At 72.9% G+C, this 25392-nt stretch carries 23 protein-coding genes, 1 other RNA gene and 1 riboswitch; of the genes, 20 read left to right on the plus strand and 4 right to left on the minus strand.

Annotated elements, in window-relative coordinates; genetic code table 11:
• The first annotated feature begins 26 nt into the window (after nucleotides 1–26).
• A riboswitch (FMN riboswitch) is annotated at nucleotides 27–208 on the plus strand.
• A gap of 144 nt (nucleotides 209–352) precedes the next feature.
• The 5 genes from EIM47_RS02270 to thiL all read left to right on the plus strand — a co-directional run bounded on the left by EIM47_RS02270 (nucleotide 353) and on the right by thiL (nucleotide 4103).
• The gene (locus EIM47_RS02270) at nucleotides 353–973 is read left to right on the plus strand and encodes a riboflavin synthase (protein ID WP_125075966.1); all 621 of its coding nucleotides are present in this window, start codon (nucleotides 353–355) and stop codon (nucleotides 971–973) included.
• Nucleotides 970–2064: a 3,4-dihydroxy-2-butanone-4-phosphate synthase gene (ribB, locus tag EIM47_RS02275; RefSeq protein WP_125075968.1), complete on the plus strand. Its 1095-nt coding sequence runs from the start codon at nucleotides 970–972 to the stop codon at nucleotides 2062–2064. The genes EIM47_RS02270 and ribB overlap by 4 nt, the downstream gene beginning before the upstream one ends.
• 74 nt (nucleotides 2065–2138) lie before the next feature.
• Nucleotides 2139–2606: a 6,7-dimethyl-8-ribityllumazine synthase gene (gene ribH / locus EIM47_RS02280; RefSeq protein WP_125075969.1), complete on the plus strand. Its 468-nt coding sequence runs from the start codon at nucleotides 2139–2141 to the stop codon at nucleotides 2604–2606.
• Nucleotides 2603–3073 (plus strand): transcription antitermination factor NusB, encoded by a 471-nt coding sequence (gene nusB, locus EIM47_RS02285; RefSeq protein ID WP_019397184.1) that lies wholly within the window; start codon nucleotides 2603–2605, stop codon nucleotides 3071–3073. The genes ribH and nusB overlap by 4 nt, the downstream gene beginning before the upstream one ends.
• A gap of 55 nt (nucleotides 3074–3128) precedes the next feature.
• On the plus strand, nucleotides 3129–4103 hold the full coding sequence (gene thiL, locus EIM47_RS02290) for a thiamine-phosphate kinase (RefSeq protein ID WP_125075971.1): 975 nt from the start codon (nucleotides 3129–3131) through the stop codon (nucleotides 4101–4103).
• Nucleotides 4104–4109: 6 nt separating this feature from the next.
• Here the strand turns inward: thiL and EIM47_RS02295 are convergent, their stop codons facing one another.
• Genes EIM47_RS02295 through EIM47_RS02310 form a run of 4 tightly spaced genes read right to left on the minus strand, consistent with a single transcriptional unit; the run spans nucleotide 4110 to nucleotide 8887 of the window.
• Nucleotides 4110–5276: an aminotransferase class I/II-fold pyridoxal phosphate-dependent enzyme gene (locus EIM47_RS02295; RefSeq protein ID WP_125075972.1), complete on the minus strand. Its 1167-nt coding sequence runs from the start codon at nucleotides 5274–5276 to the stop codon at nucleotides 4110–4112.
• A 37-nt stretch (nucleotides 5277–5313) separates the two neighbouring features.
• On the minus strand, nucleotides 5314–6705 hold the full coding sequence (locus tag EIM47_RS02300) for an FAD-linked oxidase C-terminal domain-containing protein (protein ID WP_125075973.1): 1392 nt from the start codon (nucleotides 6703–6705) through the stop codon (nucleotides 5314–5316).
• 30 nt (nucleotides 6706–6735) lie between these two features.
• On the minus strand, nucleotides 6736–7134 hold the full coding sequence (locus EIM47_RS02305) for a YraN family protein (RefSeq protein ID WP_019397180.1): 399 nt from the start codon (nucleotides 7132–7134) through the stop codon (nucleotides 6736–6738).
• A 10-nt stretch (nucleotides 7135–7144) separates the two neighbouring features.
• On the minus strand, nucleotides 7145–8887 hold the full coding sequence (locus EIM47_RS02310) for a penicillin-binding protein activator (RefSeq protein ID WP_084220894.1): 1743 nt from the start codon (nucleotides 8885–8887) through the stop codon (nucleotides 7145–7147).
• Nucleotides 8888–8960: 73 nt separating this feature from the next.
• Here EIM47_RS02310 and rsmI point away from each other — a divergent pair, with 73 nt between their 5' ends.
• From rsmI to ftsA, 15 genes are all read left to right on the plus strand, one after another.
• Complete coding sequence (gene rsmI, locus EIM47_RS02315; protein ID WP_125075974.1) at nucleotides 8961–9791, plus strand: 16S rRNA (cytidine(1402)-2'-O)-methyltransferase; 831 nt, start codon at nucleotides 8961–8963, stop codon at nucleotides 9789–9791.
• Between the two features lie 281 nt (nucleotides 9792–10072).
• An RNA gene (rnpB, locus tag EIM47_RS02320) (RNase P RNA component class A) lies at nucleotides 10073–10436 on the plus strand.
• 406 nt (nucleotides 10437–10842) lie between these two features.
• Nucleotides 10843–11289: a division/cell wall cluster transcriptional repressor MraZ gene (gene mraZ, locus EIM47_RS02325; protein ID WP_019398571.1), complete on the plus strand. Its 447-nt coding sequence runs from the start codon at nucleotides 10843–10845 to the stop codon at nucleotides 11287–11289.
• Between the two features lie 14 nt (nucleotides 11290–11303).
• Nucleotides 11304–12278, plus strand: a complete 975-nt coding sequence (gene rsmH, locus EIM47_RS02330) for a 16S rRNA (cytosine(1402)-N(4))-methyltransferase RsmH (RefSeq protein ID WP_019398570.1) — start codon at nucleotides 11304–11306, stop codon at nucleotides 12276–12278.
• Entirely contained in the window at nucleotides 12275–12538 is a 264-nt protein-coding gene (gene ftsL, locus EIM47_RS02335) for a cell division protein FtsL (RefSeq protein ID WP_019398569.1), read from the plus strand. The genes rsmH and ftsL overlap by 4 nt, the downstream gene beginning before the upstream one ends.
• A complete protein-coding gene (locus EIM47_RS02340; protein ID WP_019398568.1) occupies nucleotides 12535–14355 on the plus strand; it encodes a penicillin-binding protein 2 in 1821 nt (606 codons plus the stop codon). Before ftsL ends, EIM47_RS02340 begins: the two co-directional genes overlap by 4 nt.
• The gene (locus EIM47_RS02345; protein WP_026010510.1) at nucleotides 14352–15839 is read left to right on the plus strand and encodes a UDP-N-acetylmuramoyl-L-alanyl-D-glutamate--2,6-diaminopimelate ligase; all 1488 of its coding nucleotides are present in this window, start codon (nucleotides 14352–14354) and stop codon (nucleotides 15837–15839) included. The genes EIM47_RS02340 and EIM47_RS02345 overlap by 4 nt, the downstream gene beginning before the upstream one ends.
• Nucleotides 15836–17251 (plus strand): UDP-N-acetylmuramoyl-tripeptide--D-alanyl-D-alanine ligase, encoded by a 1416-nt coding sequence (gene murF / locus EIM47_RS02350; protein ID WP_028915947.1) that lies wholly within the window; start codon nucleotides 15836–15838, stop codon nucleotides 17249–17251. Before EIM47_RS02345 ends, murF begins: the two co-directional genes overlap by 4 nt.
• Nucleotides 17241–18326 carry a phospho-N-acetylmuramoyl-pentapeptide-transferase gene (gene mraY, locus EIM47_RS02355; RefSeq protein WP_019398565.1) on the plus strand — a complete coding sequence of 362 codons (1086 nt, stop codon included), beginning with the start codon at nucleotides 17241–17243 and terminating at the stop codon, nucleotides 18324–18326. The genes murF and mraY overlap by 11 nt, the downstream gene beginning before the upstream one ends.
• Nucleotides 18326–19648 carry a putative lipid II flippase FtsW gene (gene ftsW, locus EIM47_RS02360; RefSeq protein WP_019398564.1) on the plus strand — a complete coding sequence of 441 codons (1323 nt, stop codon included), beginning with the start codon at nucleotides 18326–18328 and terminating at the stop codon, nucleotides 19646–19648. Before mraY ends, ftsW begins: the two co-directional genes overlap by 1 nt.
• The gene (gene murG, locus EIM47_RS02365) at nucleotides 19645–20766 is read left to right on the plus strand and encodes an undecaprenyldiphospho-muramoylpentapeptide beta-N-acetylglucosaminyltransferase (RefSeq protein WP_125075978.1); all 1122 of its coding nucleotides are present in this window, start codon (nucleotides 19645–19647) and stop codon (nucleotides 20764–20766) included. The genes ftsW and murG overlap by 4 nt, the downstream gene beginning before the upstream one ends.
• The gene (murC, locus tag EIM47_RS02370; protein ID WP_019398562.1) at nucleotides 20763–22202 is read left to right on the plus strand and encodes a UDP-N-acetylmuramate--L-alanine ligase; all 1440 of its coding nucleotides are present in this window, start codon (nucleotides 20763–20765) and stop codon (nucleotides 22200–22202) included. The genes murG and murC overlap by 4 nt, the downstream gene beginning before the upstream one ends.
• On the plus strand, nucleotides 22199–23140 hold the full coding sequence (locus tag EIM47_RS02375; RefSeq protein WP_125075980.1) for a D-alanine--D-alanine ligase: 942 nt from the start codon (nucleotides 22199–22201) through the stop codon (nucleotides 23138–23140). Before murC ends, EIM47_RS02375 begins: the two co-directional genes overlap by 4 nt.
• 151 nt (nucleotides 23141–23291) lie before the next feature.
• Nucleotides 23292–24068: a cell division protein FtsQ/DivIB gene (locus EIM47_RS02380; protein WP_125075982.1), complete on the plus strand. Its 777-nt coding sequence runs from the start codon at nucleotides 23292–23294 to the stop codon at nucleotides 24066–24068.
• Nucleotides 24065–25300 carry a cell division protein FtsA gene (ftsA, locus tag EIM47_RS02385; protein ID WP_019398559.1) on the plus strand — a complete coding sequence of 412 codons (1236 nt, stop codon included), beginning with the start codon at nucleotides 24065–24067 and terminating at the stop codon, nucleotides 25298–25300. Before EIM47_RS02380 ends, ftsA begins: the two co-directional genes overlap by 4 nt.
• Nucleotides 25301–25392 lie beyond the last annotated feature (92 nt).

Genomic DNA, 25392 nt, shown 5'->3' on the forward strand with positions numbered 1-25392 from the left:
GCCTGGCCGGCAGCCAGTACAGAACCAAACGTCTTCAGGGCGGGGTGGAATTCCCCACCGGCGGTAGGCGCCGTTCCCGGCAACGGGACAGGCGCGAGCCCGCGAGCGCCTCCGGCCATCCGGAGGGTCAGCAGATCCGGTCCAATGCCGGAGCCGACGGTTGTGGCGCGCAGGTCGCGCCCTAGAGTCCGGATGAGAGAAGACGCCGCGCCCGGCCGCAAGGACCGGGTGTGCGTGCTTTTTGCCCCTGGACGTTTTTCGCCATCGAACGCGGGAGACGCTCCATGCTGCAACCGACCACCCTCCTCCATGCCGCGCCGGCGCGCGCGCGTCGCCACGGAGGACTGCACTGATGTTCACCGGGATCATCGAGGGCGTGGGCCGCCTGGCCGCGCGCGAGCCGCGCGGCGGCGACGTCCGCTTCAGCTTCGCCACCGGCACCCTGCCGTGGCTCGGCTCCGGCGGCGACGACGTGCGCCTGGGCGAGAGCATCGCGGTCAACGGCGTGTGCCTGACCGTGGTCGCGTTCGACGCGCAGGGCTTCCAGGCCGACGCTTCCACCGAAACACTGTCCCTGACCACCCTGGGCGAGCTGCCCGTGGGCGCGGCGCTGAACCTGGAGCGGGCCATGCGCCCGTCCGACCGCCTGGGCGGGCACCTGGTCAGCGGCCACGTCGACGGCATCGGGCGGGTGGTGTCGGTGCACGAGGACGCGCGCGCCCAGCGCTGGCGCTTCGCCGCGCCCGCGCCCCTGCTGAGGTACGTCGCGAAGAAGGGTTCGATCTGCGTCGACGGCGTCAGCCTGACCGTCAACGAGGTCGACGGCGAAGGCTTCGAGGTGGCGCTGATCCCGCACACCGTGGCCCATACCCGCTTCGCCGAAACGCGGGTGGGCGAGGCGGTGAACCTGGAGATCGACCTGGTGGCGCGCTACGTCGAGCGCCTGCTGGGCGCGCGCGGGGAGCCGGCATGAACTTCGCCACGATCCCCGAGCTGCTGGAGGAGATCCGCGCCGGGCGCATGGTGGTCATCGTCGACGACGAGGACCGCGAGAACGAGGGCGACCTGATCATGGCCGCCGAGCTGGTGCGCCCGGCCGACATCAACTTCATGGTCACCCATGCCCGCGGCCTGGTGTGCCTGTCGCTGACCCGCGAGCGCTGCGCGCAGCTGGGCCTGGCGCCGATGGTCCAGCGCAACACCGCCCAGTTCCATACCAATTTCACCGTCAGCATCGAGGCGGCCGAGGGCGTGACCACCGGCATCTCCGCCTACGACCGCGCCCACACCATCCGCACCGCGGTGCGCCCGGACGCCAAGCCCTCGGACCTGAGCCAGCCGGGCCACGTGTTCCCGCTGATTGCCCAGCCCGGCGGCGTGCTCACCCGTGCCGGCCACACCGAGGCCGCCAGCGACCTGCCGATGCTGGCGGGGCTGGAGCCGGCGGGCGTGCTGGTCGAGGTGATGAACCCCGACGGCACCATGGCCCGGCGCCCGCAGCTGGAGGAGTTCGCGCGCCAGCACGGGCTGAAGATCGGCTCGATCGCCGACCTGATCGCCTGGCGCCTGGCCAACGAGCACACGGTCGAGCGGGTCGACGAGCGCGACATCGACACCGAGTTCGGGCCGTTCCGGCTGGTCACCTACCGCGACCGCATCGCCCACGAACTGCACTTCGCGCTGGTCCGCGGCACGCCGGACCGCCACACCCCGACCCTGGTGCGCGTGCAGGTGGAGAACCCGCTGGCCGACCTGCTGCACTGGCGGCGCGAGGACTTCGGCGTGGCCGGCACCGACGCCCTGCGCGCGATCGCGGCCGAGGGGCAGGGCGTGATGGTGGTGCTGTCGGCCCCGCGCGATCCGGAGGCCCTGCTGGCGCGCCTGCGTGCCGAGCCGGAGGCCCGCCGCGATCCCAGGGACGTGGGCCAGTGGCGGCGCAACGGCGCCGGCGCCCAGATCCTGGCCGACCTCGGCCTGGGCCGGCTGCGGGTGCTGGGCATCCCGCGCCGCCAGGTCGGCCTGGCCGGCTACGGGCTGGAAGTGGTCGAGTACCTGTCGCCGTAAGCCGGCGGTCCCCGCGAACGGCCCCGGCCGGCCATGTCCGGTAAACTGTCCGACCCCTGAGGATCCCCGAACCCATGACCCTGTACGAAGGCGACCTGCGCGTGCCTGCCGGCGCCCGCTTCGCGATCCTGGCCAGCCGCTGGAACGCCCGCATCACCGACGCCCTGGTGGCTGGCGCCCGCCGCAGCCTGGCCGACAACGGCGTACCCGAGGACGCGGTGGACGTGGTCCGCCTGCCCGGCGCCTGGGAACTGCCGATGGCCGCGCGCAAGCTGGCGACCGCCGGTACCCATGCCGCGATCATCGCCCTGGGCTGCGTGGTCCGTGGCGATACCCGCCATTACGAGCACGTCGCCGACCTGTGTGCCGAGGGCCTGATGCGCGTGGCCCTGGACACCGGCGTGCCGGTGCTCAACGGCGTGCTGGCGGTGGAGCGGTTCGAGGATGCCGAGGCCCGCGCCGGCGGCAGCCACGGCAACAAGGGTGAGGAAGCGGCGATGGCCGCGCTGGAAATGGTCAACCTGCTGGAGCGCCTGCCATGAACCGTCCGTTCCGTTCCCGCACCGGCGTCGATCCGGTCCTGCGCGCGCGCGCGCGCCGCCGTGCGCTGCAGGCCATCTATGCCTGGCAGATCTCCGGCGGCAATGCGCAGCAGGTGATCGCCCAGTTCGCCCACGAGCAGGCGCACGAGATCGCCGACCTGGCCTATTTCGAGGACCTGGTCACCGGCGTGCTCGCGCACCGCGCCAGCCTGGACGAGGCCCTGGCCCCGCACCTGGACCGCGGCGTGGAGGAAGTGGACGCGATCGAGCGCGCCGTGCTGCGCCTGGCCGCGTACGAGCTGCTGCACCGCCAGGACGTGCCGTACCGGGTGGTGATCAACGAGGCGATCGAGATCGCCAAGCGCTTCGGTTCCGAGCACGGCCACACCTACGTCAACGGCGTGCTCGACCGCGCCAGCGCGCAGTGGCGCGCGGCCGAAGTGCAGGCCTCGCGCGGCGGCCGCTGAGCCATTCCCGGTGCGCGCCGCCGGCGGCGCGCCCGTCCTGCACGCCGGAGCCGCCATGGCCGAGTTCGACCTGATCGGGCTGATCCGCGAGCGCGCCGCCACGCGCGCCGACGTGCTGCTGGGCATCGGCGACGATGCCGCGCTGCTGCAGCCGCCGCCGGGCCATGCCCTGGTGGTGACTGCCGATACCCTCAACGAGGGCGTGCATTTCCCGGCCGGGACCGCGGCCGCCGATATCGGCTGGAAGGCCCTGGCGGTGAACCTGTCCGACCTGGCCGCGATGGGGGCGAAGCCGGCGTGGTGCACGCTTTCGCTCTCGCTGCCGCGTGCAGACGCCGCGTGGGTCGGGGCCTTTGTCGACGGATTCCTGGACCTGGCCGGTCGCCATGGCATCGCCCTGGTCGGCGGCGACACCACCCGCGGCCCGCTGTCGATCGGCGTGACCGCGATGGGCCTGGTCGAGCAGGGCGCCGCCCTGCGCCGCGACCGCGCGCGGGTGGGGGACGATATCTGGGTCACCGGGACGCCTGGCGAGGCCGCCGGGGCGCTGGTGCTGGGCGGGCATGTCCCGGGACCGGCGCCTGCCGGCGAGGTGGCATCAAGCGCGCGTGCGGCGCTCGATTCGCGCCTGGCGCGGCCCACGCCGCGGGTGGAAGCCGGCCGCGCCCTGCTGGGCCTGGCCCATGCCTGCGTCGATATCTCCGATGGGCTGCTGGCCGACCTGGGCCATGTCTGCGCGCGCAGTGGCGTCGGCGCCGAGGTGCGGCTGGATGCGCTGCCCGCATCGGCCGCGCTGCGCCAAGTTTTCGGCGACGCTTCACGGGTGCTGCAGGCCACCGGCGGCGACGATTACGAGCTTTGCTTCACCGCGCCGGCGAACCTGCGCGAACAGGTCCAGCTGGCGCTGGAGCAGGTGGGCGTCGACGCCAGCCGCATCGGCCGCATCGTCGCCGGCCAGGGCGTGCGCGCGCTGGAGGCGCAAGGCCAGCCGTGGCAGCCGCCACGCGCCGGCTACGAGCATTTCGGCTGAGCGGCCTCAGCCGCGTGCATCCACCGCCGCGGCCATGCGCCGCACGGCTTCCTCCAGCAATGGGCGGGGCATGGCGAAGTTGAGCCGCACATGGCCTTCGCCGCCTGCGCCGCATTCGGCGCCATCGGTCAGCGCGACCTGGGCGTGGCGGCGGAAGAACTGCGCCGGTGGCTGGTCCAGGCCCAGCGCGCGGCAGTCCAGCCAGGCCAGGTAGGTGCCCTGCGGGGCGATGTAGCCGACCCGCGGCAGCAGTTGGGCCAGCAGCCGGCCCAGCAGGTCGCGGTTGCCGCGCAGGTAGTCCAGCACCGCCAGCCGCCAGGGATCGCCCTCGCGCCAGGCCGCGGTGTGCGCGACCACGCCCAGGGTGGCGGTGCTGTTGCCGGCGAAGTGGCCGATGCGCCGCCACACCTCCAGGTCGGCAGGGTTGGTGAACACCAGTTGCGCGCATTTCATCCCGGCCAGGTTCCAGGCCTTGGACGCGGAAACAGCGGTGATCGCCTGGCGTGCGGCTTCCCCGCCGAGCGAGGCATAGGGCACGTGCTGCGCGCCGGGATACACCAGTGGCGCATGGATCTCGTCGGCGAACACGCGCACGTCTTGGCGGGCGACGACCGCGGCGATGCGCTCCAGCTCCTTGCGCGGGTAGACCTTGCCGATCGGGTTGTGCGGATTGCACAGCAGCAGCATGCGCGCGCCGCCGGCCAGCGCGGCCTCCAGCGCGTCCTCGTCCAGCGTCCACTCGTCCCGGCCGCGGTGCATGGGCACCGGCACCACCGGGTTGCCGAGCAGCTCCAGCAGCGGCACGAACGGCATGTAGCACGGCATCGGCAACGCCACCGGCGCGCCCGCCGGCAGGAAGTGGCGCAGCGTGATCTCCAGCGCGGCCAGCACGTCCGGTACCGCGCGCACCTGCGCAGGCTCCACCTCCCAGCCATGGTGCGCGCGCTGCCACTGCGCGCAGGCTTCGGCCAGGGCGCGCACCGGCGCGGCGGAGAGGTAGCCGAGCTGGCCGGCTTCCACCGCATCGTGTAGCGCCTGGCGGATCGGCGCGGCCACGCCGAAGTCCATTTCCGCGACGAAGGCGCCGATGCAGTCGGGGAAGGCGCGCCACTTCAGGCCGCCGGCCTGGCGCAACTGCCCGATGGTGATGCGGTCGAACTGGCTGGTGTCCACGCGTGCTCCTTGCCGGCCAACGATTGCGGGTGCTGTTTCAGCCGTGCGCCGGAGGCAGCACCTTGCCCGGGTTGAGGATGCCATCCGGATCCAGCGCCGCCTTCACTGCGCGCATCGCCGCCAGGGTGGCCGCGTCGAAGGCGCGGTCCATCCAGTCGCGCTTGGCCACGCCGATGCCGTGCTCGCCCGACAGCGTGCCGCCCAGGGCGATCACCTGCGCGAACAGCGCCTCCAGCGCCGCATGCGCGCGCGCGTCCTCGTCCGGGTCCTCCGGGTGGTACATGATGTTGACGTGCAGGTTGCCGTTGCCGGCATGGCCGAAGGCCACGATCGGCAGCGCATGCTCCGCCGACAGCGCCTCGACCGCGGCGACCAGGTCGGGGATGCGCGACACCGGCACCACCACGTCCTCGTTGATCTTGCCCGGCGCGATGCTGCGCAGCGCCGGGGAGAGCGCGCGCCGCGCGGCCCACAGGCGGTCGCGTGCGGCGCCGTCCATGGCCACGTCCAGCGACAGCAGGCCTTCGCCTCCGGCGGCATCGGCCAGCGCCTGCAATGCAAGCGGCAGGGTGTCCTCGTCGCCGTCGGCCTCGACCAGCAGCATGGCGCCCGCGTCCGGCACGTCCGTGCCGTTGCAGCGGAGCAGGGCGATCGCACTGCGGTCCATGAACTCGAGCATCGCCGGCACCTGCGGCTGGCGCATCAGCCGCGAGACCGCCGCGGCGGCGCCGGCCGCGTCGCGGTAGAACACGCGCAGGCCGGCCTGCGCCTTCGGTCGCGGCAGCAGGCGCAGGGTGGCTTCGACGATCAGGGCCAGGGTGCCTTCGCTGCCGACGATCAGGTGGGTGAGGTCGTAGCCGGTGGCGTCCTTGGTCCAGGGGCCGCCGCAGCGGATGACCTCGCCGGTGCCGGTCACCGCCGCCAGGCCCAGCACGTTGTCGCGGGTGGTGCCGTATTTCACCGCGCGCGGGCCGCCGGCATTGCAGGCGAGGTTGCCGCCGATGGTGCAACGCTCGGCGCTGGAGGGATCCGGCGCCCAGAACAGGCCGTGCGGCTGCAGTGCCTGCTGCAGGTCGCCGTTGAGCACGCCGGGCTGGACCACCGCGCAGCGGTCGTCGGGGCGGATGTCGAGGATCCGGTCCATGCGCGCGAACGAGACCACCACGCCGCCGGCGAACGGCACCGCGCCGGCGGCGGTGCCGGTGCCGGCGCCGCGCGCGACCACCGGCACGCGATGTGCGCGGCAGGCGCGCACGATCGCGGCCACCTGTGCCGTGTCGGCGGGCACCGCAACCGCATCGGGCAGGGCCTGGCGCCGCGAATCATCCTCGCCGTGGGCGCGGCGCGCGGCCTCGTCGGTGCGCCAGCCCTGCGGGCCGAGCAGGGCGGAAAGTTCGGCGTCCAGCGCCGCGGGCAGGGCGGTTGTCATCCCGGGATTGTAGGCCGCAGGCATGGCGGCTCAGGCATCGTCCGCGCGGAACGCATCCTTGAGCCAGCGGATCGAGGGCGCCGCCGGATCGCCGCTGGCCTCGGCCACGTCGAAGCGGCAGGGGCAGTCCGCCAGCCGTGGATGGCCGGCCAGGTACAGCTGCGCGGCGCGGACCAGGCGCCGGCGCTTGCCGGCATCGACCGAGGCCAAGCCGCCACCGAAGGCGGAGCCGGCGCGGTAGCGCACCTCGACGAACACCACGGTGGCGCCGTCGCGCATCACCAGGTCGAGCTCGCCGCCGCGGTAGCCGACATTGCGGTCCAGCGTACGCAGGCCGGCGGCTTCCAGCCGCGTCCGCACCGCGGCCTCCACCTGGGCACCGCGGGCGCGGCGGTCGACCTGTCCGGAGCCCGTCCCTGGGCGCCGCATGGGGCCGGCCTCAGTTCCCCAGCGGGACCGGCTGGCCGCCGCTGAAGGTGGCCCAGGCCGGCTGCCGCACCACGTTGCCGAAGCCATCCAGGCGCAGGTCGCCGGTGGCGCCGCGCAGCTGGCCGTTGGTGCCGGACAGCAGGCTTTCCAGGTAGGCGCTGATGCGCCAGGCGTCGTAGCCGAAGGCGAACAGGCGCGCGGCCGGGCCGCGTGCGGTCGGCAGCATCTCCGCCGCGCGGCTGGCGCCGGGCAGGCCGGTGGTGCCGCGGGTCGCCCAGGCCTCGGTGGGATAGACGATGCCGTCGAGCACCGCGTCCTCCTCGGCGCGACCGGTGCCGGAGGCCAGCTGCGAGGTGCCGACCCGGGTGCGCGCAGCGAACCCGGCCAGCGCCAGCTGCGGCGCCAGCGCCCGCGCCTGCGGGCCGCGCACCGCCAGGAACACGCTGTCCGCGCCGGCGGCCGCGGCCTCGACCAGGGCGGCACCAAGGTCGCCCGGCTGCTCGCCCACCGACAGGGTGGCGGCGATGTGGCCGCCGCGGTCGGCCAGCCGGCTGCGGAAGGCTTCCACCGCGCGCAGCGCGTTCTCGTCGGTGCCCGCCAGCACCAGCACGTTGCGGCGCTCGCGCGCCAGCAGGTAGTCCGCGGCCGCCAGGCCATCGTCCTCCGGCGCCAGCGAGAACATCGCATGGCCCGGCGGCGGCGGCGCGTCGCCGCGGTTCAGCGCCAGGCTCGGGACTTCCAGTGCCTGCCCGCGGAACACCGCGCCGACCTCGTCGCGGCCCAGCGGCCCGACCACGAAGTCGCTGCCCTCGGCCACCGCGCGCGCATAGGCCGCCTGGGCGCCGGCGGGCGTGCCGGCGGTGTCGTAGAACACGACCTCCGGGCGCTGCCGGGTTTCGCCGTAGTAGCCGGCCAGCAGGCCATCGCGCACCGGCGCGGCGGCGGTGGCCAGCGGTCCGCTCAGCGGCAGCAGCACCGCCAGGCGGCGCGGCGGGCGGTAGCCGTCGGCGGCGGCCGGCGGGCGCGAGTCGAAATTCCAGCCCTCGCCCGGATCCAGCGGGCGCGGCAGCGGCAGGCCGCGCTGCACCATGGCCCGGGCGGCAAACTTGTACAGCGGATCGCCGGCCGGCAGCGCGGCGGCGAATGCGCCCAGGCCGGCGTCGTCCAGCGTGCCCAGCAGGCGGTCGATCTGGCGGCGGTTCTCCAGCCGCGCCTCGCCGGCCAGGCCGGCGTCGGCGCGGGCGCGCGCCGCGGCGGCGCCGCGCGCGTCGTTGCCTGCCTCCAGCGCGGCCGCGCGGGCCAGCTGCCAGCGCGGCTGCAGCGCCGCCGGCAGCGTGGCCGGATCGCCGCCGGCCAGCGCGGCGGCGGCCTCGGCCGGGCGTCCGTCCTGGATGGCCAGTTCGGCGCCAAGCAGGGCCAGGCGGCCGCGGCTGGCGCCGGCCACCCTGCGCGCGTCGACCTGGGCCAGCAGGCTGCGCGCGCGCGCCGCGTCGCCGGCCTCGTGCCAGGCGAAGGCGGCATCGGCGAGCAGGGCCTCGCGGCGGGCGCCGCTGGCGGCCTGCGCCTGCGCCTCCAGCCGGGTCGCGGCTTCGCGGGCCTGTCCCTGCTCCAGCAGGGCGAGGGCCGCGGCATGCTCCGGCGCGGAGGTGGTGGCCGGGACGCTGGCGCAACCGGCGGCCAGCAGCGCGGCCAGGCCGGTGGCGAGCAGGCGCGGGCGGAAGGACGGGGACTTCGACGTCGCGGGAATCGGCATATCCATCCGTTGGGCCGGAGGCGGTTCGGAAAGGGCTTAGGATTCTACCTTTCCCCCGCTGCCCGGACCCGTGATGCCCGCCGCCACCCTGCATGTCGTCGCCACGCCCATCGGCAACCTCGGCGATCTTTCGCCGCGGGCGCAGCAGGTGCTGCGCGAGGTGGCGGCGATCTGCGCCGAGGACACCCGCCGCAGCGGCCAGCTGCTGGCGCACTTCGGCATTTCCACGCCGCTGGTCGCGCTGCACGAGCACAACGAGCAGCAGATGGCCGAGCGCCTGGTGGCGCGGCTGCTGGCCGGCGAGTCGCTGGCCCTGGTCAGCGATGCCGGCACGCCGCTGGTCAGCGATCCGGGGTTCCGCCTGGTGCGCGCCGCGCGCGCGGCCGGGGTGAAGGTCAGCCCGGTGCCAGGGCCCTCGGCGCTGATTGCCGCGCTGAGCGTGGCCGGGCTGCCCAGCGACCGCTTCGCCTTCGAGGGCTTCCTGCCGGCCAAGGCCAGCGCCCGCCGCGAGCGCCTGGCGGCGCTGGCCGGGGAGCCGCGCACCCTGGTGTTCTACGAGTCCTCGCACCGGATCGAGGAGTCGCTGGCCGACCTGCGCCAGGCTTTCGGCGAGGAGCGTCCGGCGGTGCTGGCGCGGGAACTGACCAAGCTGTTCGAGACCGTGCTCGACGGCACCCTGGCCGAGCTGCACCGGCGGGTGCAGGACGATCCGGACCAGCGCAAGGGCGAGTTCGTGCTGGTGGTGCAGGGCGTGGGCGAGGATGCCGACGCCAGGCTGGCCGAAGGTCGCCGCGTCCACGCCATCCTGGCCAGGCAGCTGCCGCCATCGACCGCGGCCAAGCTGGCCGCGGAGATCACCGGCGCACCGCGCAAGGCGCTCTACGGCGCCGGCCCCGGGGAGTAAGCCGCGGCTGCGTGCAGGGCTGGAGGAGCGGCCGCAAGTCGCCGGCTCCGGGCGGAGCCGCGGCGCTCCGGAACCGGGTTACCCCGCTGCACGCCCCCCGGCCGGGTACACATATGCATGTACGCCCCTCCTTGCCACCGCTCCGTTCGCCCCAGGCCCCCTTGGTAAGGGGGCCGCCGCGGCAGCGGCGGGGGATTGGAGGTGAAGATTCGCGGGGCCCGCGCTTTGCTTCAGCAAAGCGTGGGGTATTCGTACGGCGAAGCCGTAGAATACGTCCCCGCGGAGTCGGCCAGACAGTCGCGTCATGCGCAAGCATGCCGAGGAAAGTCCGGGCTCCACAGGGCACGGTGCCAGGTAACGCCTGGGCGGCGCGAGCCGACGGAAAGTGCAACAGAGAGCAGACCGCCGATGGCCCGGAGCCCGCAAGGGCGAAGGGATCAGGCAAGGGTGAAACGGTGCGGTAAGAGCGCACCGCGAGCCTGGCAACAGGCCGGCACGGCAAACCCCACCGGGAGCAAGACCAAATAGGGAGACGATGCCGTGGCCCGCGGTGTCTCCGGGTAGGTTGCTTGAGCGTCGCGGTGACGCGGCGCCTAGAGGAATGACTGTCCACGACAGAACCCGGCTTATCGGCCGGCTCCGCCCCCATCCCGCCCCGCCTCCTGTCCGGGGGCGGGGCCATGTCTGATGCCCCCTACCTTTCCGTCCCCCGGAGCAGGCATCCCATCGCCTGGGATGCCTGCCTTGCGCAATTCGCGCAAATTGCCCGGTTTCCGCACCGGGGCGTATGCCGGCCGGCCATCAGGGCTCCACGCGGCCTTAACAGGTCCCGCAAACCGCCCAATCTCAAAATTTGAGACTAAACAGCGACTTGTGGAAAACCCTTGAACTTGTCTGTGAACATCTTCGCAAGCCATTGACGCGACAGGCGATTTCGCGCTCCACAGCCTGTTGACAACCCTGTTGGCGGTGCTAAGGTGGGCGCCAGTGGGAAAACCGGGAGTTTCGTGGTTTTCCGTGGATAGCCCCAGCAGCCGATGCGGGTAGCGAAGTGTTCCAAGGCGAGACCGCCATCACAGTGGACGACAAGGGACGGGTGGCCATTCCCACGGCCTACCGTGACCTGGTCGCGCGCGAGTGCGGCAACCGCCTGGTGATCACCTACAACCCGTTCGAGGCCGGCTCGCTCTACCTGTACCCGTACAAGGAGTGGGAGCGGGTGCGCGACGAGGTCAACAAGCTGCCCAGCACCCGCGCCGCGCACCGCCAGCTGCAGCTGAAGCTGGTCGGCGCCGCCACCCCGGTGGAGCTGGACGGCAATGGCCGCATTTCCATTCCCGCCAGCCACCGCGCGGCGGTCGGCATCGAGAAGAAGGCGGTACTGCTGGGCATGGGCGACAAGTTCGAACTGTGGAGCGAGCAGGCACACCACGCCCAGATCCAGCGGACCCTGTCCGACGAGGACCTGAGCGAGCACATGCTCGACCTGAGGTTGTGATGGCGGGGGACCGGATGCGGACTGCGCAGCCCGGCCACCCTGCGGACCCGTCGGCGCCGGCGGCACATCTGCCGGTGCTGTTCGCCGAGGTACTGGAGGGCCTGCGCGTGTTGCCCGATGGCCGCTACCTGGACGGCACCTTCGGTCGCGGCGGCCATGCGCGCGGCGTGCTGGAGCGACTCGGTCCGGGAGGCCGCCTGCTGCTGATGGACAAGGATCCCGAAGCGATCGCGGTGGCCGAGGCCGGCTTCGGTGGCGATCCGCGCGTGTCGATCCGCCGCGGCAGCTTCGCCGGCATGGCGCAGTGGGACGAGGCGCGCGAGCTGGACGGCATCCTGCTGGACCTGGGCGTGTCCTCGCCGCAGCTGGACGTGGCCGAGCGCGGCTTTTCCTTCGGCAAGGACGGCCCACTGGACATGCGCATGGACCCCGACTCGGGCGAGAGTGCTGCCGAGTGGCTGGCGCGCGCCGACGAGCGCGAGATCGCCGAGGTCCTGTGGACCTATGGCGAGGAGAAGCAGAGCCGGCGCATCGCCCGTGCGATCGTGGCCGCGCGCGCGCAGGAGCCGATCACCCGCACCGCGCAGCTGGCGAACCTGATCGCCGGCGTGGTGCCGCGCGGCAAGGACAGGAGCCACCCGGCGACCCGCAGCTTCCAGGCCATCCGCATCCACATCAACCGCGAGCTGGCCGACCTGGAGGCCGGGCTGGACGCGGCCCTGGCCGCGCTGCGCCCGGGCGGGCGGCTGGCGGTGATCAGCTTCCACTCGCTGGAAGACCGCATGGTCAAGCAGTTCATCGCCCGCCATGCCAAGGCCCCGCCGGCCAACCGCCGGCTGCCGGAGGCGCAGGCGTTCGTGCCGGCGCTGGCCGCCCTGGGCGGCGCGATCCGCGCCGGCGAGGAAGAGCTGCAGGTGAACGTGCGCGCGCGCAGCGCGGTGCTGCGCGTGGCCGAGAAGCTGGACGGGCAGGGGAGGCGCGCGGCATGACCCGCTTCCTGGTCGCCATCCTGCTGCTGGCCACGGTCGCCACCGGCATCGCCGTGGTCTACGAGCGCTACCGCCACCGCCAGCTGTTCGTCGAGCTGACCCGGCTGGAGCGGCAGCGCGACGAGCTCAACATCGAATTCGGCCGCCTGCAGCTGGAGCAGGCGACCTGGGCCCAGGCCAACCGCATCGACCAGGTCGCGCGCGAGCGCCTGGGCATGAAGTTCCCCGAGGCCGAGGACATCGTGGTGGTGCGCCCATGAGCGAGCGCCGCCCGGTCCGGAACCGCAACCGCGCCCCGTTCAACCTGCGGGGCCGGATGCTGCTGGTCGGCGTCGCCCTGGGCCTGTGCTCGGTGGCGCTGGTCGGCCGTGCGGCCTGGGTGCAGCTGGTGGACGCGGAGTTCTACCAGCGCCAGGGCGAGGCGCGCTTCGTGCGCGAGATCCCGATCCCGACCTCGCGCGGCATGATCACCGACCGCAACGGCGAGCCGCTGGCGGTGTCCACCCCGGTGGAGTCGATCTGGGCCAACCCGCAGGAGCTGCTGCGCTACCCCGAGCGCCTGCCGGAGCTGGCCAAGGCCCTGGACGTGCCGCTGGACCAGCTGACCACGCGCCTGTCCCAGCGCGCGGACAAGGAGTTCGTCTACCTCAAGCGCCGGATCAACCCGGACCAGGCCAAGGCGATCCTCGCCCACAACATCCCGGGCGTGGCTTCGCAGCGCGAGTTCCGCCGCTTCTACCCGCAGGGCGAGGCGATGGCCCACGTGCTGGGCTTCACCAACATCGACGACCGCGGCCAGGAAGGCCTGGAGCTGGCGTTCGACGAATGGCTGCGCGGCAAGCCCGGCGCCAAGCGCGTGATCCGCGACCGCCACGGCCGCATCGTCGAGAACATCGACCTGGTGCGCCCGGCCGAGCCGGGCAAGGACCTGGTGCTGAGCATCGACCGCCGCATCCAGTTCCTCGCCTACCGCGAGCTGCGCCACGCGCTGGACCAGCACAAGGCCGCCAGCGGCTCGGCGGTGGTGCTGGACGTGGCCACCGGCGAAGTGCTGGCGATGGTCAACCTGCCCAGCTACAACCCCAACGCGGTCACCGGCAACCCGGACAGCCGCCGCAACCGCGTGGTCACCGACCTGATCGAGCCGGGCTCGACCATGAAGCCGATCACCGCGGCCGCGGCGCTGGCCGCCGGCAAGGTGCATCCGGGCACCAAGTTCGACACCAGCCCCGGCTACATGGGCCTGGGCCGCTTCACCATCCGCGACCACCGCAACTACGGCGTGCTGGACGTCACCGGCATCATCACCAAGAGCTCGAACCTGGGCGCGGTGATGCTGTCGCAGCAGCTGAGCGACCAGTACTTCTACGACTTCGTGCGCGGCTTCGGCTTCGGCAGCCCGCCGCGCAGCGGCTTCCCGGGCGAGGCCGCCGGCGTGCTGCGCCCGCCGGCGCGCTGGGACGGCCTGACCAAGGCCACCATGTCCTACGGCTATGGCCTGTCGGTCACGCCGCTGCAGATCGCGCAGGCCTATGCCGCGCTGGGCAACCACGGCCGCCTGATCACCCCGACCTTCGTCAAGGGCCAGATCAACGAGCCGCGCCAGGTGGTGCCGCCGGAAATCGCCGACCAGGTCGTGCGCATGATGCAGACCGTGACCGAGCCGGGCGGCACCGCCACCCAGGCCGCGATCCTCGGCTACCACGTCGCCGGCAAGACCGGCACCGCGCGCCAGGCCGCCGCCGGCGGCTATTCGCGCCGCTACACCACCACCTTCGCCGGACTGGTTCCGGCGTCCAACCCGCGCTTCGCCACCGTGGTCGTGATCAACGACCCGCAGGCCGGCTCCTACTACGCCGGCCTGGTCTCCGGCCCCGTGTTCCGCGCGGTGATGGAAGACGCGCTGCGGGTGATGGACGTGCCGCCGGACGACATCGAGACCTGGCTGGCGGCGCAGGCCAAGGGCGAGGCCAAGCGCCAGGCGGCGCTGCCGCCGCTGCCGGAGGCGATCGACGACCCGGGCGCCGAGGACCCGACCCTGCCACCGGCGATGTCCGGCACCGGGGGGCTGCCATGAGCCGCTCCATGCTCCTGTCGCGCCTGCTGCCCGACGTCGCGCTGCCGCGCGACATCGCCGTTTCCGGGCTGGTGATGGACAGCCGCAAGGTACGCCCGGGCGATGCCTTCGTGGCGATCGCCGGCTTCGGCACCCACGGCCTGGCCTTCGCCGCGCAGGCGCGCGAGGCGGGCGCCGCGGCGATCCTGTTCGAACCGCCGGCCCCGGCCGAATCCCCCGCGCCGGAGGACGCGATCCCGGTGCCGGGCCTGCGCTCGCGCCTGGGCGCGATGGCCGACCTGTTCCACGGCCATCCCTCGCACGCGATGGCCATGGTCGGGGTCACCGGCACCAACGGCAAGACGTCCACCGTGCAGCTGCTGGCCCAGGCCTGGCACCAGCGCGGCCTGCGCGCCGGCAGCATCGGCACCCTGGGCGCCGGCCTGCACGGGCAGGTGCGACCGACCGGCTTCACCACGCCGCTGGTGCTGGACATGCACGCCCTGCTGGGCGAGCTGCGCGACGCCGGCGCCGAGGCGGTGGCGATGGAGGTCAGCTCGCATGCCCTGGACCAGGGCCGGGTGGACGGCGTGCACTACGACGTGGCGGTGTTCACCAACCTCACCCGCGACCACCTCGACTACCACGGCGACATGGCCAGCTACGGCGCGGCCAAGTCGAAGCTGTTCTTCCGCGAGGGGCTCAAGGCCGCGGTGCTGAACCTGGACGACGACTACGCGCGGGCGCTGGCCGCGCGGCTTCCGGCCGGGGTGCGCGTGGTCGGGGTCAGTTCGCGCGGCCGCGAGGATGCGAGCCTGCAGGCGCGCGCGCTGCAGTTCGACGCGCGCGGCATCGGCTTCGAACTGTACGACGGCCACGAGGCGTACCCGGTACGGTCGCCGCTGCTGGGCAGGTTCAACGTCGACAACCTGCTGGCGGTGGGCGGCGTGCTGCACGCGCTGGGCGACGGCGCGGCGGGCGTGGCCGCGGTCCTGTCGCGGCTGCAGCCGGTGGCCGGGCGCATGAACCGCCTCGGCGGCGACGGCGTGCGCCCGCTGGTGGTGATCGACTACGCCCACACCCCCGACGCGCTGGAGCAGGCGCTGTCCAGCCTGCGCGCGCATGCCGGCGCGCGGCTGGCCTGCGTGTTCGGCTGCGGCGGCGAGCGCGACCGCGGCAAGCGCCCGATGATGGCGCGCATCGCCGAACGGTACGCCGACCAGGTCATCGTCACCGACGACAACCCACGCGGCGAGGATGGCGACGCGATCGTCGCCGGGATCATGGCCGGCTTCGCCGCGCCCGAAGCGGTGCAGGTGGAGCGCGACCGCGCGCAGGCCATCGCCCGCGCCATCGCCCGGGCCGGCGCACAGGACGTGGTCCTGGTCGCCGGCAAGGGGCACGAGCCTTACCAGGAGATCGCCGGCGTGCGGCATCCCTTTGACGATACCGAGGTGGCGCGCGCCGCCCTGGACGCGTGGAGCGCGGCGGAGGTGCAGGCATGAAGCGCACCCCGCTTTCCCTGCTCGCGCACTGGGCCGGCGGCGAGCTGCACGGCCCGGACGCGGCCGTCGACGCCATCGTCCACGACACCCGCGCGCTGCAGCCCGGCAGCCTGTACCTGGCCCTGCGCGGCGAGCGCTTCGACGGCCACGACTTCGCCGCCGACGCCCTGGCGCGCGGCGCGGTCGCGCTGCTGGTCGAACGCCTGCTGGACGTTGATGCACCGCAGGTGCTGGTCGAGAACAGCGAGCTTGCGCTGGCGCGGATCGCAGCCGGCATGCAGCGCGGCCGCGATGCGAAGGTGGTGGCCATCACCGGCAGCAACGGCAAGACCAGCGTGAAGACCCTGGTGCTGTCGGTGCTCCGGCAGGCCGGCCACGCCTACGCCAACCCGGGCAACCGCAACAACGAGATCGGCCTGCCGCTGGCGGTGATCGACGCCCCGGAGGACGCCGACTTCGCCATCTACGAGATGGGCGCCGGCAAGCCGGGCGACATCGCCTACCTGACCGACATCGCCCGCCCGGACGTGTCCGTGGTCAACAACATCGCCCCGGCCCACCTGGAGCGGATGGGCGACCTGCTGGGCGTGGCCACCACCAAGGGCGCGATCTACGCCGCGCTGCCGGCCGGCGGCACCGCGGTGGTCAACGCCGACGATGCCTTCGGTGCCTGGTTCGAGCAGCAGGTGGTGCGCGCCGCCGAAACCGGCCGCCGCCTGCTGCGCTTCGGCCTGGACGCCAGCGCCGAGGTGACCGCGCGCGAGGTCCAGGTGGGCGCGGAGGGCAGCCGCTTCGTGCTGGCCACGCCACAGGGCGAGGCCGCGATCGAGCTGGCGCTGCCGGGCCGCCACAACGTGCGCAACGCGCTGGCCGCCGCCGCGATCGGCCTGGCCTGCGGCGTGCCGCTGGCGGCGATCGCCGAGGGCCTGGCGCAGGCGCGGCCGGTGGCCGGCCGCCAGGTCGCGCATGGCCTGGCGGGCGGGGTGGTGCTGGTGGACGACAGCTACAACGCCAACCCCGGCTCGGTGGCCGCGGCGATCGACGCCCTGGCCGCCAGCGGCGACGAGGCCTGGCTGGTGCTGGGGGACATGCGCGAGCTGGGCCCGGAGGCCGCGGCGCTGCATGCCGACGCCGGCCTGCGCGCGCGCCAGGCCGGCATCGCCCGGCTGTATGCGCTGGGCGAACTGAGCGCCCATGCCGCGCGTGCCTTCGGCGCGGAAGGCCGCCATTTCGACAGCCACCAGGCGCTTGCGGCGGCCATCGCCGCGGACCTGGCGGCTCGCGCGCCGGCGGATGCGGCCGGCGCCGAAGGACGGCGCCTGCGGGTGCTGGTGAAAGGGTCGCGCGGCAGCGCGATGGACCGGATCGTGAACGCGCTGCTGGCGCAGGGAGACGCTACGCATGCTGCTTGAACTGGCGCGCTGGCTGCAGGGCCTGGAGAACTTCTTCGGGCTGTTCGCCTATCTGACCTTCCGCGGCATCCTCGCTGCGCTGACGGCGCTGTTCCTGTCGCTGTGGCTGGGCCCGGCGGTAATCCGCAAGCTCGGCCAGCTCAAGGGCGGCCAGCCGATCCGCAAGGACGGCCCGCAGTCGCACTTCTCCAAGGCCGGCACCCCGACCATGGGCGGCGCCCTGATCCTGATCACGGTGATGCTGTCGGTCCTGCTGTGGGGCGACCTGCGCAACAAGTACGTGTGGACCGTGCTGCTGGTGATGCTGGCCTTCGGCGCGATCGGCTGGTACGACGACTGGATCAAGATCGTCAAGCGCGATCCCAACGGCCTGAAGTCGCGCTGGAAGTACCTGCTGCAGTCGGTCTTCGGCCTGGCCGCCGGCCTTTACCTGTACCTGTATGCCGACGTGCCGGCGGCCACCACCTTCTACGTGCCGCTGTTCAAGTCGATCGCGCTGCCGCTGGTGGGCATCTCGTTCGTGGCCATCGCCTACTTCTGGATCGTGGGCTTCTCCAACGCGGTCAACCTGACCGACGGCCTGGACGGCCTGGCGATCATGCCCACCGTGCTGGTGGCCGTGGGCCTTGGCGTGTTCGCCTACGCCTCCGGCCACGCCGTGTTCGCCAACTACCTGCAGATCCCGCAGGTGCCGGGCGCGGGCGAGCTGGTGATCATCTGCGCGGCGATCGCCGGCGCGGGCCTGGGCTTCCTCTGGTTCAACACCTACCCGGCGATGGTGTTCATGGGCGACATCGGCGCGCTGGCGCTGGGCGCCGTGCTCGGCACCATCGCGGTGATCGTGCGCCAGGAACTGGTGCTGGTGGTGATGGGCGGCATCTTCGTCATCGAGACCCTGTCGGTGATGATCCAGGTCGCCAGCTTCAAGCTCACCGGCAAGCGCGTGTTCCGCATGGCGCCCATCCACCACCACTTCGAGCTCAAGGGCTGGCCGGAGCCGCGCGTGATCGTGCGCTTCTGGATCATCTCGGTGGTGCTGGTCCTGGTCGGCCTGGCGACGTTGAAGGTGCGCTGATGAACGACCTGTCCCGCCAGGCGACCCGGCTGGAGGCCATCGGCGGCCGCTACGACCCGTGGCTGTGCTTCGCCGTGCTGGCGCTCGGCAGCCTGGGCGTGGTGATGGTCGCCTCGGCCTCGATCGCCATCGCCGAGAACCTGGGCGCGGGGCCGTTCCACTACCTGGTCAGGCACGTGCTGTTCGTGATGATCGGCGCGGTGCTGGCGGTGGTGGCCATGCGCACCGAGCTGAAGCTGGTGGAGAAGTACAACCAGCAGCTGCTGCTGTGCTGCTTCCTGCTGCTGCTGCTGCCGTGGCTGCCGGGGCTGGGCGTGAGCGTCAACGGCGCGCGCCGCTGGATCAACCTGGGCATCTCGCGCTTCCAGGTGGTCGAGGCGGTGAAGGTCATCTACATCGTGTGGCTGGCCAGCTACCTGGTGCGCTTCCGCGACGAGGTCAACGCCACCTGGCCGGCGATGCTCAAGCCGCTGGGCGTGGCGGTGCTGCTGGTCGGCATGCTGTTGGCGCAGCCGGACTTCGGCTCGGCCACCCTGCTGCTGGGCATCACCGCCGGCATGCTGGTGCTGGGCGGGGTCAACCTGCCGCGCATGTCCGCGCCCATCCTGGTGCTGCTGCCGGCGCTGGTGGCGATCGCGATCATCGAGCCGTACCGCCTGCGCCGCATCACCTCGTTCATGGATCCGTGGCAGGACCAGCTCGGCGCCGGCTACCAGCTGTCCAACGCGCTGATGGCCGTGGGCCGCGGCGAGTGGTTCGGCGTGGGCCTGGGCGCCTCGGTGCAGAAGCTCAACTACCTGCCGGAGGCGCATACCGACTTCATCTTCTCGGTCATCGCCGAGGAGCTGGGCTTCGTCGGCGTGTGCGGCGTCATCGGCCTGTACGTGCTGCTGGTCGGCCGCGCCCTGTACATCGGCATGAAGTGCGTGGAGATGCGCCGCCACTTCGCCGGCTACATCGCCTTCGGCGTCGGCCTGTGGCTGGGCATGCAGAGCTTCGTCTCGATCGGCGTGAACCTGGGCCTGCTGCCGACCAAGGGCCTGACCCTGCCGCTGATCTCCTCCGGCGGCTCCAGCGTGATGATGACCTGCGCGGCGATCGGCCTGCTGCTGCGCGTCTCCTACGAGCTGGAGCGCGCCGAGCGCCAGGTGGCGCGCCTGCGTCCGGAATCGATCGTGCCGGTGGCCGCCGCGGACGCCCCGGCGACGCCTTCCGCACCGCTGGCCGCGCGCCCGGCGCCGCCGCGCACCACCCCGCGCGCCACCCCGGCCGGCGGCCGCGGCACCTCGCGCGTGGAACCGACCTTCGGAGGCTTCGCATGAGCGGCGCCGTGCATGTTCCCGCGCAGGAGCGCCCGGTCATGCTGATGGCTGGCGGCACCGGCGGCCACATCTTCCCGGCGCTGGCCGTGGCCCATGAGCTGCGCGCCATGGGCGTGCCGGTGACCTGGCTGGGTGCAGCCGGCGCGATGGAGACGCGCCTGGTGCCGCAACACGACATCCAGATCGACACCCTGCCGGTGGCCGGTGTGCGCGGCAAGGGCGGGGCCACCCTGCTGGCCGCGCCGCTGCGCCTGCTGCGCGCGGTGCGCGCCGCCAGCACGGTGCTGCGCCGCCGCCGTCCGCGCGCGGTGATCGGCTTCGGCGGCTTCGCCTCCGGCCCCGGCGGCCTGGCCGCGCGCCTGGCCGGCATCCCGCTGCTGGTGCACGAACAGAACCGCGCGCCCGGCATGACCAACCGCGTGCTGGCGCGCCTGGCGCGCCGCACCCTGTCCGGCTTCCCCGGCGCGTTCGCGCGCGAGGAAGTGGTCGGCAACCCGGTGCGCGAGGCGATCGCCGCGCTGCCGGAACCGCAGCAGCGCCTGGCCGGCCGCAGCGGCCCGCTGCGCCTGCTGGTGCTGGGCGGCAGCCAGGGTGCGCGCGCGCTCAACGAGGCGGTGCCGGTGGCGCTGGCGGCGCTGGCCGACGTGGCCATCGAGGTGCGCCACCAGTGCGGCGAGCGCCTGCGCGAGGAGGCCCATGCGGCCTACGCCGCCGCAGGCGTGCAGGCCAGCGTGGAGGCGTTCATTGCCGACATGGCCGCGGCCTACGCCTGGGCCGACCTGGTGGTGTGCCGCGCCGGCGCCTCGACCCTGGCCGAACTGTGCGCCGCCGGCGTGGGCAGCGTGCTGGTGCCGTTCGCCGCCGCGGTGGACGACCACCAGACCCGCAACGCCGAATACCTGGTCGAGCACGGCGCCGCGCTGCTGTTCAAGCAGGGCGAGGGCCTGGCCGCGAACCTGGAGTCGGCGCTGCGCGCGCTGGCCGCCGATCCGCAGCGCCGCCTGGCCATGGCCGTGGCCGCGCGCGGCCTGGCCCGTCCCGATGCCGCCCGGCACATCGCCGGGATCGTGCTCGAAGAGGCCCTTCCTTCCCCCCGATCCCCTGGAGTTTCCGCATGATCCGCCGCCTCCACGACACCGACAACCTGGTGCGCGCGTTCCCGCGCGTGCACTTCGTCGGCATCGGCGGCACCGGCATGAGCGGCATCGCCGAAGTGATGCTGACGCTGGGCTACGAGGTGTCCGGTTCGGACGCCGCCGAGAACGCCGCCACCCGGCGCCTGGCCGGCCTGGGCGCGCGCATCGTGCGCGGCCACTCGGCCGCCAACGTACTGGGCACCGACTGCGTGGTGGTGTCCTCCGCCATCCGCGAGGACAACCCCGAGCTGATGGAGGCGCGCAGCCAGCGCATCCCGGTGGTGCCGCGCGCGGCGATGCTGGCCGAACTGATGCGCTTCCGCCGTGGCATCGCCGTCGCCGGCACCCACGGCAAGACCACCACCACCTCGCTGACCGCGGCGGTGCTGAGCGAAGGCGGGCTGGATCCGACCTTCGTGATCGGCGGCCAGCTGCTGGCGGCCGGCGCCAACGCCAAGCTGGGCGGCGGCCAGTGGCTGGTGGCCGAGGCCGACGAGAGCGACGGCAGCTTCCTGCGCCTGAACCCGCTGATCGCGGTGATCACCAACATCGACGCCGACCACCTGGAGAACTACGGCGGCGACTTCGCGCGCCTGCGCTCGGCCTTCGCCGAGCTGCTGCAGCGCCTGCCGTTCTACGGCCTGGCGGTGCTGTGCATCGACGATCCGGAAGTGGCCAGCCTGGCCGCGGAAACCCCGCGCCACGTGATGACCTACGGCACCGCCGAGAATGCCGACGTGCGCGCCGAGGACATCGTCCAGGAAGGCGCGCGCATGCGCTTCACCCTGCGCCTGCCGGAGGGCGTGAGCGTGCCGGTGAGCCTGGCCCTGCCGGGCCGGCACAACGTGCTCAACGCGCTGGCCGCGGCCGCGGTCGGCTGGCAGCTGGGCGTGGCGCCGCAGGCGATCGCGGCGGCGCTGGAGAAGTTCGCCGGCATCGGCCGCCGCTTCAACGACCTGGGCGAGGTCACCACTGCCTCCGGGGCGAAGGTGAGGGTGGTCGATGACTACGGCCACCATCCGCGCGAACTGGCCGCGGTGTTCGCCGCCGCGCGCGGCGGCTGGCCGGACAAGCGCCTGGTGGTGGCGTTCCAGCCGCACCGCTACACCCGCACCCGCGACCAGTTCGATGCCTTCGCCGCGGTGCTGTCGGAAGCCGACGCGCTGGTGCTCAGCGAGGTCTACCCGGCAGGCGAGCAGCCGATCCCCGGCGCCGATTCGCGCGCCCTGGCCCGCGCCATCCGTGCCCGCGGCCGCAGCGAGCCGGTGGTGGTGGGGCGCGCGGCCGAGCTGCGCGAGGTCCTGCCGGACGTGCTCCAGGACGGCGACCTGCTGCTGATGATGGGCGCCGGCGACATCGGCTACATCGCCCAGCAGGTGGCGGCCGAGGGCTTCACCGGCAAGGGAGGCAAGGCATGAGCGCGATCGCCCTGCCGCCGCCGCGCTTCGCCGACCCGGCCGTGTTCGGCCGCGTCGCCGTGCTGATGGGCGGTACCAGCTCCGAGCGTGAGGTCTCGCTGAATTCCGGCAGCAACGTGCTGGAGGCGCTGCGCGCCCGCGGGATCGACGCGCAGCCGGTGGACGGCATCCCCGCGCTGGTGGAGGCCCTGGCGCAGGAGCGCTTCGACCGCGTGTTCAACATCCTGCACGGCGGCGACGGCGAGAACGGCGTGGTCCAGGGCCTGCTGCAGGGGCTGGGCGTGCCGTACACCGGCCCCGGCGTGCTGGGCAGCGCGCTGACCATGGACAAGATCCGCACCAAGCTGCTGTGGATCGCCGCCGGCCTGCCGACCGCGCGCTTCGTGCGCATCCCCGCCGGCGGCGACCTGGCCGCCGCGGTGCGCGAGCTGGGCCTGCCGGTGTTCGTGAAGCCTTCCTGCGAAGGTTCCAGCGTCGGCGTGTTCCCGATCCGCTCGGAGGATGAGCTGGCGCCGGCGCTGGAATTCGCCGCCGGCTACGAGGGCGAGCTGCTGGCCGAGCAGATGCTGACCGGTGGCGAGTACACCGTGGGCATCCTCGGCGAGGTGGCCCTGCCCAGCATCCGCATCGTCCCGGCCTCCGGCTGGTACGACTACCACGCCAAGTACATCGCCGAGGACACCCAGTACCTGTGCCCCGGCCTGCAGGGCGGGGAGGAAGCGCAGATCCGCGCCCTGGCGCTGGAAGGCTTCCGCGCCGCCGGCTGCAGCGGCTGGGGCCGGGTGGACGTCATGCGCCACGCCGACGGCCGCTTCATGCTGATGGAGGTCAACACCGCACCGGGCATGACCAGCCACTCGCTGGTGCCCAAGGCCGCGGCCCAGCTGGGCATCGGCTTCGAGGAACTGTGCTGGCGGATCCTGGAGCAGACGGTATGAAAAAGCCGGGATTCGTGATCCGGGATTGGGGATTCGTGGAAGCGGCGTCGCGCCGTGCTGGCCGTCTGTCGGCCCGGCTTCGCGTGGCTGTTGCTTTTTCGAATCCCCAATCCCCAATCCCGAATCCCACGGAAGACCGGAGGTCTTCCGCATGAACGCCCTGCTGCGCATCTGCGCCTGGCTGCTGGCGCTGGCGCTGGTCGCGCTGCCGGTGGTGGCCGTGCTCAACGGCTGGGTCGGCGCCGAGCGCTGGCCGCTGTCGCGGCTGCGCGTGACCGGGCAGTTCGAGCGGGTGCAGGCCGAGCAGCTGCGCGCGGCGGTGGCGCCGTACGCGCGCGCCGGCTACTTCGCGGTGCGGCTGGAGGACGCGCAGCGGGCGGTGGAACGCCTGCCGTGGGTGGAGAGCGCCCACGTGAGCAAGCAGTGGCCGGACGTGCTGGAGGTGAGCGTGGTCGAGCACCGGCCGTTCGCGCACTGGGGCGAGGACCGCATGCTTTCCGAGCGCGGCCACCTGTTCCCGCGCCCGGCCGACCTGGCCGATGCGCGCCTGCCGCACCTGGACGGCCCGGACGCGCGCACCGCGGACGTGGTCGAGGTCTATACGCAGAGCCAGTCGCTGTTCGCGCCGCTGGGCTACCACGTCACCCACGTCGCGGTGGACGCGCGCGGCAGCTGGTCGCTGGCGCTGGACAACGGCACCGAGGTGCTGGTCGGCCGCGACGACGCGCAGGCGCGCCTGCAGCGCTTCGCCCGTGTGCTGCCGCAGCTGCTCGCCGGCCAGGCGCGCCCGCTGGAGCGCGCCGACCTCCGCTACACCAACGGCTTCACCCTCGCGTGGGGACAGCCGCGTACCTCTTCCCATCCTCCTTCTGCGCTCCCGCGGGCCCTGGCCGCGCGGACGCAGGCAGCACAGGCGAGCAGTACATGAACCGCAAAGGCGACAAGTCCCTCATCGTCGGCCTCGACATCGGCACCTCCAAGGTGGTGGCGCTGGTGGGCGAGTATTCGCCGGGCAACCCGATCGAGGTGATCGGCATCGGCTCGCACGAGTCGCGCGGGCTCAAGCGCGGCGTGGTGGTCGACATCGAGTCCACCGTGCAGTCGATCCAGCGCGCGGTCGAGGAGGCCGAGCTGATGGCCGGCTGCGAGATCCGCTCGGTGTACGCCTCGATCTCCGGCAACCACGTGCAGTGCAAGAACTCGCCGGGCATCGTCCCGATCCGCGAGGGCGAGGTGACCTGGCAGGACCTGGACCGGGTGCTCGACGCGGCCAAGGCGGTGGCGATCCCGGCCGACCAGCGCATCCTGCACGCGATCCCGCGCGAGTACGTGCTGGACGACTCCCAGGAGGGCATCCGCAACCCGGTCGGCATGACCGGCGTGCGCCTGGAGGTGCACGCGCACCTGGTGACCTGCGCGCAGTCGGCGGCGCAGAACATCACCAAGTGCGTGCAGCGCTGCGGCCTGCAGGTGGACGACCTGATCCTGTCCTCGCTGGGCTCCTCGGTGGCGGTGCTGACCGCCGACGAGCGCGAGCTGGGCGTGGTCCTGGTCGACATGGGCGCCGGCACCACCGACATCGCGGTGTTCGTGCAGGGCGCGATCTGCCATACCGCCTCGCTGCCGATCGCCGGCGACCACGTCACCAACGACATCGCGCACATGCTGCGCACCCCGACCCCGGAGGCCGAGCAGATCAAGGTGCGCTACGGCTGCGCCCTGGCCCAGCTGGCCACCGCCGAGGAAAGCATCCAGGTGCCGTCGGTTGGCGACCGTCCGCCGCGGCGCATGCCGCGCGCCTCGCTGGCGCAGGCGGTGCAGGGTCGCTACGAGGAAATCTTCGAGATGGTCCAGGCTGAGCTGCGCCGCTCCGGTTTCGAGGAGCTGGTGCGTGCGGGCATGGTCCTGACCGGTGGCGCTTCGAAGATGGAAGGCGTGATCGAGCTGGCCGAGGAAATGCTGCAGATGCCGGTGCGCATCGGCATCCCGCAGCACGTCTCCGGCCTGGGCGAGGTGGTGGGCAACCCCGTGCATGCCACCGGCGTGGGCCTGCTGCTGATGGGCAGCCAGATCGAGCATCCGCGGCGGCCCTCGCTGCCCAGCGGCCGCGCCGGCAGCTTCCTGAAGAAGCTGCGCAACTGGTACCGGGGGGAGTTCTGAGGGCCGGGGTCCGGGATTGGTGATCCGTGATTGGTAACAGCGCGGGTTGTTGGTTTGGAAGCAGAGCGGAAGAAGTACGGCAGGAAAGCGGA

The organism is Pseudoxanthomonas sp. SGT-18 (assembly GCF_003931645.1).
GTDB lineage: Bacteria > Pseudomonadota > Gammaproteobacteria > Xanthomonadales > Xanthomonadaceae > Pseudoxanthomonas.

Coding starts and splice junctions, on each gene's coding strand:
- murC (WP_019398562.1), top strand. CDS start 20,763: ATGATCCGCCGCCTCCACGACACCGACAACCTGGTGCGCGCGTTCCCG.
- ribB (WP_125075968.1), top strand. CDS start 970: ATGAACTTCGCCACGATCCCCGAGCTGCTGGAGGAGATCCGCGCCGGG.
- EIM47_RS02305 (WP_019397180.1), bottom strand. CDS start 7,134: ATGCGGCGCCCAGGGACGGGCTCCGGACAGGTCGACCGCCGCGCCCGC.
- EIM47_RS02380 (WP_125075982.1), top strand. CDS start 23,292: ATGAACGCCCTGCTGCGCATCTGCGCCTGGCTGCTGGCGCTGGCGCTG.
- murF (WP_028915947.1), top strand. CDS start 15,836: ATGAAGCGCACCCCGCTTTCCCTGCTCGCGCACTGGGCCGGCGGCGAG.
- mraY (WP_019398565.1), top strand. CDS start 17,241: ATGCTGCTTGAACTGGCGCGCTGGCTGCAGGGCCTGGAGAACTTCTTC.
- murG (WP_125075978.1), top strand. CDS start 19,645: ATGAGCGGCGCCGTGCATGTTCCCGCGCAGGAGCGCCCGGTCATGCTG.
- EIM47_RS02270 (WP_125075966.1), top strand. CDS start 353: ATGTTCACCGGGATCATCGAGGGCGTGGGCCGCCTGGCCGCGCGCGAG.
- ftsL (WP_019398569.1), top strand. CDS start 12,275: ATGACCCGCTTCCTGGTCGCCATCCTGCTGCTGGCCACGGTCGCCACC.
- ftsA (WP_019398559.1), top strand. CDS start 24,065: ATGAACCGCAAAGGCGACAAGTCCCTCATCGTCGGCCTCGACATCGGC.
- EIM47_RS02300 (WP_125075973.1), bottom strand. CDS start 6,705: ATGACAACCGCCCTGCCCGCGGCGCTGGACGCCGAACTTTCCGCCCTG.
- rsmI (WP_125075974.1), top strand. CDS start 8,961: ATGCCCGCCGCCACCCTGCATGTCGTCGCCACGCCCATCGGCAACCTC.
- EIM47_RS02375 (WP_125075980.1), top strand. CDS start 22,199: ATGAGCGCGATCGCCCTGCCGCCGCCGCGCTTCGCCGACCCGGCCGTG.
- rsmH (WP_019398570.1), top strand. CDS start 11,304: ATGCGGACTGCGCAGCCCGGCCACCCTGCGGACCCGTCGGCGCCGGCG.
- EIM47_RS02345 (WP_026010510.1), top strand. CDS start 14,352: ATGAGCCGCTCCATGCTCCTGTCGCGCCTGCTGCCCGACGTCGCGCTG.
- EIM47_RS02310 (WP_084220894.1), bottom strand. CDS start 8,887: ATGCCGATTCCCGCGACGTCGAAGTCCCCGTCCTTCCGCCCGCGCCTG.
- thiL (WP_125075971.1), top strand. CDS start 3,129: ATGGCCGAGTTCGACCTGATCGGGCTGATCCGCGAGCGCGCCGCCACG.
- ribH (WP_125075969.1), top strand. CDS start 2,139: ATGACCCTGTACGAAGGCGACCTGCGCGTGCCTGCCGGCGCCCGCTTC.
- nusB (WP_019397184.1), top strand. CDS start 2,603: ATGAACCGTCCGTTCCGTTCCCGCACCGGCGTCGATCCGGTCCTGCGC.
- ftsW (WP_019398564.1), top strand. CDS start 18,326: ATGAACGACCTGTCCCGCCAGGCGACCCGGCTGGAGGCCATCGGCGGC.
- EIM47_RS02340 (WP_019398568.1), top strand. CDS start 12,535: ATGAGCGAGCGCCGCCCGGTCCGGAACCGCAACCGCGCCCCGTTCAAC.